Below are 8,821 nucleotides of genomic sequence, written 5' to 3' on the forward strand. Positions count from 1 at the left end.
CAAGCCTTTTGTTGCGTCGCAACATGGCTGCTCAGACCGCCAAGCTACCGGTGCCTCATCGAGCGATTCCGGCTGCAAGGAAAGGCAACGGTCATGACCGTGATGATCGGGTGTGCCGGAAACGTCATGGCCGTTAGCACCGCCCAATTGCATGCGCAAGCCAGTCGGCCCAGGCGGCAAGGCGATAGTGCCACTGCCGCCGTTTCGGGTGCGAATGAAAGTGCTGGTCGAAGTCCCTTGTTCGATGGAAAGGCGTTGAGACATCGGTGATCACCCTCCCCCTTGCCGGGAAGAGAACCCTGTTGGGACCTCCCAACACGTTCATTCACACCCCACCGTTTCCGCGGCACAACGGGCAGCGCCCGCCCGTGCTAGAATAGCGCCCCTTCTTCAAAGGCTTAACCCCCTATGTCCCGCGCCGTCCGCAATATCGCCATCATCGCCCACGTAGACCATGGCAAGACCACCCTGGTGGACAAGCTGCTGGTTCAGGCCGGCAGCTTCTCGGCCCATCAGCAGATCACCGAGCGGATGATGGACTCGAACGACCTCGAAAAGGAACGGGGCATCACCATCCTGGCCAAGAATCTGGCGGTCGACTATGCGGGCGTGCATATCAACATCATCGATACGCCGGGACACGCCGACTTTGGCGGCGAGGTTGAGCGGGTCCTTTCGATGGTCGACGGTGTCCTGTTGCTGGTCGATGCCGTCGAAGGGCCGATGCCGCAAACCCGTTTCGTCACCAAGAAGGCGCTGGCCCTCGGTTTGAAACCGATCGTGGTGGTCAACAAGATCGACCGCGACGGCGCGCGGCCGGACTGGGTGATCGATCACACCTTCGACCTCTTCGACAAACTCGGCGCCAACGACGATCAGCTCGATTTCCCGGTGATCTACGCGTCCGCACTCAACGGCTACGCGACACTGGATCTGTCGAAGCCATCGCCCGACATGCGACCGATGTTCGAAACCATTCTCAAGCATGTTTCGCCGCCGCATGCCGACGAGATCGACGGGCCGCTGCAACTTCAGATTTCCGCCCTCGATTACTCGAGCTATGTAGGACGCATCGGGATTGGCCGCCTGCAACGCGGGCGTTTGAAGCCAGCGCAGCAGGTGATCGTGATGTACGGACAGGCTGACGGCCAGGGCAGGTTTGAACATGGCACGCCAAAGACTGCCAAGGTCGGCCAGGTGTTCGGTTTCCGCGGTCTCGAACGGGTGCCGCTCGACGAAGCGATCGCTGGCGACATCGTGCTGGTGACGGGAATCGACGATCTCTCGATCGGCTGCACGATCACCGATACCGATCAGCCCGAAGCACTGCCGATGCTGCGCATCGACGAGCCAACGCTGAACATGACCTTCATGGTCAACAACTCGCCTTACGCCGGCACCGAGGGCAAATTCGTCACCAGTCGCCAGATCGGCGAACGCCTGCGCAAGGAACTGCTGACCAACATGGCCCTACGTGTCGAGGAGACCACCGATACCGACAGCTTCCTGGTCTCCGGCCGGGGCGAGTTGCATCTGACAATCCTCCTTGAAACTATGCGTCGCGAGGGTTATGAACTCGCAGTCGGGCGTCCAAAAGTGATCATCAAGGAGATCGGGGGGGAAGCCTGCGAACCCTACGAACTGCTCACCCTCGACGTCGAGGAAGTGCATCAGGGCGGCGTCATGGAAGCGCTCGGCTATCGCCGTGGCGAATTGCAGGACATGTCTTCCGATGGACGGGGTCGTGTCCGTCTCGAATATCGCATCCCGGCACGCGGACTGATCGGTTTCCAGGGCGAGTTCCTCAACCTGACCCGCGGTACCGGCCTGATGAGTCATGTCTTCGACGAATATGCGGTAGTCAAAGGAGACATTCCGGGCCGCCGCAACGGTGTCCTGATCTCCGCCGAGAAAGGCGAGGCCGTCGCCTACGCGCTTTGGAAACTGCAGGAGCGCGGACGAATGTTCACCGTTCCCGGCGACAAGCTCTATGAAGGCATGGTGATCGGTATCCACAGCCGTGAAAACGACTTGGTCGTCAATCCGATCAAGGGCAAGCAACTGACCAACATACGTGCCTCGGGAAACGACGAAGCGGTTCGCCTGGTGCCGCCGGTCGCCTTGACGCTGGAGTCGGCGGTCGAATTCATCGACGACGATGAACTGGTCGAAATCACGCCGAAGAGCATTCGCATCCGCAAGCGCCTGCTCACCGACAACGAGCGCCGCCGGGCTGCACGCGAATAGATCATAGACCCTAGATATTTCCCGGCCAGCGTGAAGGTATTATCCGGACATGCTTCGATCAGCCAACACCGAGTCAGGGTAAATCGATGACCGACAGCAATTCCAGTGGCAGGCCATCCAGCCGACTGATCAGCGGCGATGAGTACCGCGACTCACTGCGCCGTTACACACCGAAGGTCTACGTCGATGGCGAACCGATCGCGTCGGTTGCCGACGCGCCAACGCTGCAGCCGGGAATCAACGCGCTTGCCGTCAGCTACGATTTCGCGCGCGATCCGGACAAAACCCCACTGATGACTGCCATGCAGACCGGCAGCGGCGCGACCGTCAATCGCATGCTGCATATCAACGAATCTGCAGGCGACCTGTTGAACAAGCTCGAAGCGGTGCGCCTCCTCTGTCAGGAGACCGGTTGCGCACAACGCTATCTGGCCCACGATGCACTCAACGCGATCCATCAGGTTAGCGCCAGAATCGATGACGCGCGCGGTGGCAACGAACATCGGGCGCGCTTCGCGGCCTATCTCGAAGAAGTGCAGGCGAGCGACTGGTCGCTGGGAATCGCCATGACCGACGCCAAGGGCGACCGCTCGAAACGACCACATCAACAGGCAAACCCGGACACCTACGTCCACGTCGTCGAGCGCAATCCTCGGGGAATCGTCATCTCCGGGACCAAGGCAATCGTGACCGGCGCGCCGTACATGCACGAGTTCCTGGTCATGCCCAGCCGCAACATGGGTCCGGCCGATGCCGATTTCGCGGTTTGCTGTGCGCTGCCGGTCGATGCGCCGGGACTGACCATCGTCGCCCGACCGGCCGGCCGCCCCGGCGAGAAGCTGGAACACGGTGCGGCCCTGTTTTCACGCCGCTACGGGCAATCGACCGCGGTGCTCATTTTCGATCGCGTTTTCGTCCCCTGGGAGCGTGTATTCTTTGCCGGCGAGTGGGAGCATTCCGGAGCGTTGACCTACCACTACGCGACCCACCACCGCCATAGCTGCATCGCCGCGCGTGCCGGCTTCGGCGACCTCCTGATCGGCGCCGGCGCTCTGATGTGCGAAGCCAACGGCTTCGATCCGGGCCGCCAGGCCAGCTTGCGCGAACCGATGGTCGAACTGATCAAGATCACCGAGGGCTTTTTCGCCTGCGGCGTCGCCGCCAGCGTCTACGGGACACCAGACCCCTACAGCGGCAGTTTCATGCCCGAAGCAGTTTTTGCCAACGTCGGCAAACTACTGCTGGCCACCCAGATCTACGACATGCATCGCCTGGCGCACGAAGTGTCGGGTGGTCTGATCGTCGCGCTGCCCGGCCCCGACGAAGACCACAACCCGGCAAGCGCTGCGACCCTCGCCGAAGTGCTGCGCGCCCATCCCGACGTGCCCTACGACAAGCGCATCGCAGTTGCCCGCTTCATCGAGGATCTGACCGCATCGTATCAGGGCGGCTGGTATTCGGTGATTAGTCTGCACGGTGGCGGCTCGCCGGCCGCCATGAAACAGGAGATCTGGCGCAATTACCCGCTCGGCAACAAGGTTGAGCTGGTGGAAAGGTTGCTGGACCGTGGCGTACTGCATGAAGCGCGTGCGATCACGCGTAACCGCCAACCCGGACGCTGTTGTGATGCCGGCTGTTCGCCACCGGGGCAGGCGATCATGGTACCGCTGCCGCACTCCGGCAAGGCTTGAGAGCCCGGCATTGCCGGAATGGATGATTGCATTTCGCTTCGCCAGGCCCGTCACTGGTCGCCACACTCCACCGCGGAGCACAACAACAAGGGGGGAAATACAAGAGATGAATACCGCGAAAAGACTTCTGCTCCTGGCCCTGCCGGCCCTGCTGGCCAGCCCGTCGATTCTGGCCAAGGAGGGTCCCGACCAATACCCGAACGGCTCCGAGAACTTCATGGTCGGCGCCCTGCCGCCGGCAGGCAACTATTTCATCAACTACCTCGGTCATTACCAGGGCGACTATCGCGCCAACGACAGTCAAAAGGTGCCGGGGCTTAAGGTCAGCGCCACTTTCGATGCCCTGCGTTTCATCCATGTCACCCAGCAGAAGATCCTCGGGGGCGACTGGGCGGTGCATGCGATCGTGCCGCTGGTTGACCAGCGACTGCACACCCCGATTCCGGGCATCGGCAACGGCAGCGCCTTCGGCCTCGGCGACATCGTCATCGACCCCCTGATCATCGGCTGGCATTTCCCGCCGGACTGGCACCTGACCGTCGGCATCGACATCTACCTGCCCACCGGCAAGTACAGCAAGACCAACCCTACCGACAGCATCGGCGCCAACTACTACAGCTTCGAGCCCATCTTCGCCTTTACCTACCTCAATCAGGGTGGTTTCGAAGCCTCTGCCAAGCTGATGTACAACCTCAAGACCAGGAACCTCGACACCCACTACCAGTCCGGCAACGATTTCCACATGGACTACCTGCTTGCTCAGCACTTCGGGCCGTGGGCCGTCGGCCTGGCCGGCTATTATCTGACCCAGACCAGCGACGACGAGCGGAATGGCCGGACAGTCCACCCGGACGGCAACCGCAGCAAGGTCTTCGCCTACGGCCCGGCAGTCAAGTACGACTACAAGGGGATGAGCTTCGTCGCTAGCTGGAATCACGAAACCCGTGTCGAAAACCGCTTTCAGGGCAACAAGTTCTTCTTCAAATTCGTCACCGCCTTTTGATAAGGCGCGATCCGGTATCTGCTCAGGCATTTTTCTGAGCTGGCCTGTGCGGCAGTTCGATCCGTCCTGCGATCTTCTCACCGTCTTGCCATCAAACGCCACGACGCCTTTGGCCGCGCCGACGATGCGGTCGATCCACCGCCGGAAGCAAGATTCGAACGTCGCCGCTTCCAAAACGCGAAACACCTGACCAAACGTGTCCTGCGACGGCGTGCCATGCTTGAGAACCCGGAACGACTTCAGCCGTAAGCGTTTAGCCCCCTACGACGCGTACCCAGCAGATTGGTGCGGAGGGTAGCCGTAGCCCTGTTGGCAACAAAGGGACTTCCCGGAATTTAACCGGTGGATAGTGTTACCGAACTTGGCTGGATGTCGACGAACCATTTCTCCACTCCAAGCAGTCGCTGAATCTTGGTTTCAAGCGTATGCATGGCCTCCTTGGTCAGTTTGACCCCCATTTCGTAGGCGGTATCCATCCGGCGGACGAGCGGGTGTTTGCCCTTCCAAGTCATGGATGAGGCGTAGCCCAGTACGGCATCGATGGAGTCGAGTAGCCCCCCGTTCCAGTGGTGCTCCAGGATGCCCCAGCAGCGTTCGATGAGATTGTATTTGCTGTGATACGGCGGATAGTAGGCCAGTCGGATGGTGAGTCCGGTCTTCTCGACGAAGGCCACCATCCGGGCCATGAATGGGGTTCGGCGGCTATGGCATTCGGGGCCATTATCGAGGTTGAGGAGCCGCGTGTTCACCTCGGGAAAGCAGTGCCGCTGCTCCTCCCCAAAGGTCTCCAGACAGTCCGCCAGGCCATCACTGGTAACCTTCGTCGTGACTGCAAAGAGATGGAGGTCGTCGTGCTCGGGCACGAAAATGCCGACCGGAGTGACCCGTGCCTCGGGCTGGAAATCGTGGTCCAGCGCCTGGGTTTGGGGAATCTTTTTCAAGGGGCGCGTCTTGGCGACCATCCGGGGGGAATACCCCAGCCGCTTGAGACGTAACCGCAGCGCCTCCTGTTTGGGTAACTCTTCGTCAGCAGAGTGCTTCTGGACGATGAGCTGCCGGCGCACTTCCTTCACCGAAAGCCAGGTGTCCAAGCGCTGGTTGCGAAACTGCGGGTCGGTTTGGCTTTGCCCATCCACAATCGCCTTGATGTCGTCGAGCAAATGAGGCAAGCGGCTCTCGACCGGCTAACGGCCTCTGAGTGAGGACGCATCCACACAGACTATCCCGCTCTCCAACTCCCTCAACCCCTTGCGGATAGACCACCCCGACCATCCCAGCTCGCGCATGGCACGCGTCTGGCCACCACGTCCCAGCGCCTGCACGATGCCGGCCATGAATCCTCGCCGCGCGGCACCTTTCAAAGACTTCGCCGTGGCTTGGTCAAGGTGCTTCAGCGCATCGGTCAGTTCCATTACTTACTCCGGAAAACGTATCGTCGTATGAGAACACATTCTTCGGTTAAATTGTGGCAAGTCCCTTAGCAGTTGCCTTTCTTGGCCTGGCCCGGCGGGCAGTGTCCTCCACCTTGGTGCGGGACGCCATTGTTGCCGCGTCCGGTGTAGTACTTCTCGCCACGTGGGCCATTGTGATCTTTCCAGTACCTGGGGTCGCGGTAGTCGTAACCATCCCAGTAATAGCCACGATTGTCGCGGGTGCCGAAGGTTACGGTGACGCCCGGGGCCTGGACGCGCACGTTGCCGAGATTCACGTTAATATCGCCTGCATTGGCAAACAATGGCGAGGCTGCAATCAAAGTACCTAGCAGAAGTTTTTTCAAAGTTGATGGCCTTTCGTTGAAGTTGTGGTATCCCACGGCAAGCTCGACAGTCGGAGCGTAGCGACGCAGATTGAAAGGGTTGTACGCCAAAACGCTTACTGGGGTCAAGTTCTTAGTTCACCCGACTAAACAACCACCGGCTAAAGCCGGTGGGTTTATCTTGCGGACTGAAAGTCCGGATACGCGTCGCCTAAACGACGCGTCCTAGTTGGGTTCCGTTTTGAAATCGTCATTCGCGTTGGGCTCAAAGTGATGCTCCAAATACTGCCTGATCATCTCGTCCGTCATTTGCCCTACCGTCGCACAGAAGTACCCCCTGGCCCAGAAGTGCCGACCCCAGTACCTCTTCCTCAGGCGCGGATACTCTTCCAACAGCTTGCTCGACGTCCGCCCCTTGATCCGCCTCATGATCTCGCTCGGCGCCATCGTCGGCGGGCAACTCGTCAGGATGTGCACGTGGTCCTTGCTCACCACACCCTTCACTATCCGAATCTCAAACGCCTCACACGTCTCCCGGACCAACTCTCGTACTCGCTCCGCGACCTCTCCCGTCAGCACCTTGTACCGGTACTTCGTCACCCACACAAAGTGGTATTCGATTTGAAATACCGTAGGGCTGCCATATCTGTAGTCCATGCCGCACCTCCCCTAGCGCAGCATATTTTCGCAGCTAAAGGGCGTTGGTGTAGTATATTGGCATGAACTCCGGATGGATATCCCGTATGGTTATATTCCTGGCTTTCGGCAAGCCCTCCCTCTTTTTCTGCCCTTCGTCATGCAGTAGGCGCGATTTGCCCTACCCGGACAGATTCCGGCATGCCCAGGTAGGTAAAGGTGTTGAGGATCGCAGCTCTGACGTGGGCTTCAGTGACTTGCCGCTCGAAGGTCCGGGAGTATAGGGTGTCGCCCAGTTGCTTCAGTCGGTACATCCTGTTTTCCGCGAGGCTGCGCCGGTGGTAGCCGCTCTCGTTCTTCCAGACGCTCTTTCCCTTGGTGTCGATCTCCTGGAGGATCGCATCGCGGGGATGATCGTCTCCCCAGGCGACGGCACCTTCCCGCGGGGGAATGGCGGCACGAGCGCCCCGCTCGGCAATGGCGGCGTGGCAGCCGTGGCTGTCATAGGAACCCTCGGCCGATACCTGGGCGATCTCGCCTTCGATCTGATCGAGCAGGCCGGGCAGGATTTCGCTATCGCCCCAGTCAGCGGTGGTCACTTCAATGCCGATGATGTCCTGGGTGCTTTCGTCTACGGCCAGGTGGATCTTGCGCCACGTGCGCCGCTTGCCGACCCCGTGCTGGCGTACCTTCCATTCCCCTTCGCCGAAAATCTTCAGCCCGGTCGAATCGACCACCCCATGCGTCGGCCCCTGGCGCGGCCGGCGCGGAATCTTCACCGAAAGTTCCGCCGCCCGTCGCGACAGATAGCTGTGGTCCGGGACCGGCAGGTCCAAGTGGCACAAGCCCATCAGCGACCTCACCAATCCTTCCGTCGCCCGGTAAGGCCACTGGAACAACGCCTTGATCGTCAGGCATGTCTGGATGGCCAGATCCGAGTACTGCCCAGGGGTGCCGCGCCCCACCGGCGGCGGTGGCGTCCAGTGGTCTCGAAGGTTTTCATCGTCGAACCAGATCGTCAGATTGCCGCGATTGACCAGCGCTCGGTCGTACTCCGACCAATTCGTCACCCGATACCGCTGCTTCAGCACCACCTCGTCCGTGTCCGGCTTCACCCGCATCGCCATCTCGCACCTCCTTTTGCCACCCAACCCGGAACCCCGGGTATTCATGCTAATATACTACACCAACGCCCAGCTAAAGCTGACCGGCTAAAGCCGGTGGTTTTAACCTTATGATCGACAATAAATGTCTTTAGGCTTTCTGGTGCCCTTCGGTAGGGGCGCCGAGTAGTAGTTGCCGAGCATCTCCAGGGATAGTCGGGACCCACCCTGACTACTCTCCATTCTTTGTTGAAGGAGTTAGGTTCTGTTGACACAAGCACCGTTTACTGCGAAGGTTAAAGCCTTTTGGCGATGGTGAACCGGCTCGAAATCAGCGACGAAGAATGGGAGGCGATCTACCCGATACTGGCGGCCCACAGGCATG

At 60.1% G+C, this 8,821-nt stretch carries 6 protein-coding genes and 1 pseudogene; 3 read left to right on the forward strand and 4 right to left on the reverse strand.

Annotation, left to right across the window (positions count from 1 at the left end):
* Nucleotides 1-408: 408 nt before the first annotated feature.
* From typA to V5B39_RS06320, 3 genes are all read left to right on the forward strand, one after another.
* Entirely contained in the window at nucleotides 409-2,247 is a 1,839-nt protein-coding gene (typA, locus tag V5B39_RS06310) for a translational GTPase TypA (protein WP_332342073.1), read from the forward strand.
* An 86-nt stretch (nucleotides 2,248-2,333) separates the two neighbouring features.
* Nucleotides 2,334-3,938: a 4-hydroxyphenylacetate 3-hydroxylase family protein gene (locus V5B39_RS06315; RefSeq protein WP_332342074.1), complete on the forward strand. Its 1,605-nt coding sequence runs from the start codon at nucleotides 2,334-2,336 to the stop codon at nucleotides 3,936-3,938.
* Nucleotides 3,939-4,044: 106 nt separating this feature from the next.
* Nucleotides 4,045-4,941, forward strand: a complete 897-nt coding sequence (locus V5B39_RS06320) for a SphA family protein (protein WP_332342075.1) — start codon at nucleotides 4,045-4,047, stop codon at nucleotides 4,939-4,941.
* A 335-nt stretch (nucleotides 4,942-5,276) separates the two neighbouring features.
* On the opposite strand, the pseudogene V5B39_RS06325 reads toward V5B39_RS06320, so the two are convergent.
* From V5B39_RS06325 to V5B39_RS06345, 4 genes and pseudogenes are all read right to left on the reverse strand, one after another.
* A pseudogene (locus V5B39_RS06325) lies at nucleotides 5,277-6,353 on the reverse strand (ISAzo13-like element transposase-related protein).
* Nucleotides 6,354-6,418: 65 nt separating this feature from the next.
* Nucleotides 6,419-6,826 carry a DUF2502 domain-containing protein gene (locus V5B39_RS06335; protein ID WP_332342078.1) on the reverse strand — a complete coding sequence of 136 codons (408 nt, stop codon included), beginning with the start codon at nucleotides 6,824-6,826 and terminating at the stop codon, nucleotides 6,419-6,421.
* A gap of 96 nt (nucleotides 6,827-6,922) precedes the next feature.
* On the reverse strand, nucleotides 6,923-7,354 hold the full coding sequence (gene tnpA / locus V5B39_RS06340; protein ID WP_332342079.1) for an IS200/IS605 family transposase: 432 nt from the start codon (nucleotides 7,352-7,354) through the stop codon (nucleotides 6,923-6,925).
* A 137-nt stretch (nucleotides 7,355-7,491) separates the two neighbouring features.
* A complete protein-coding gene (locus V5B39_RS06345) occupies nucleotides 7,492-8,460 on the reverse strand; it encodes an IS5 family transposase (protein ID WP_332342080.1) in 969 nt (322 codons plus the stop codon).
* Nucleotides 8,461-8,821: the final 361 nt, after the last annotated feature.

It is taken from the genome of Accumulibacter sp. (genome assembly GCF_036625275.1).
In the GTDB taxonomy this organism is placed as follows: Bacteria; Pseudomonadota; Gammaproteobacteria; order Burkholderiales; family Rhodocyclaceae; genus Accumulibacter.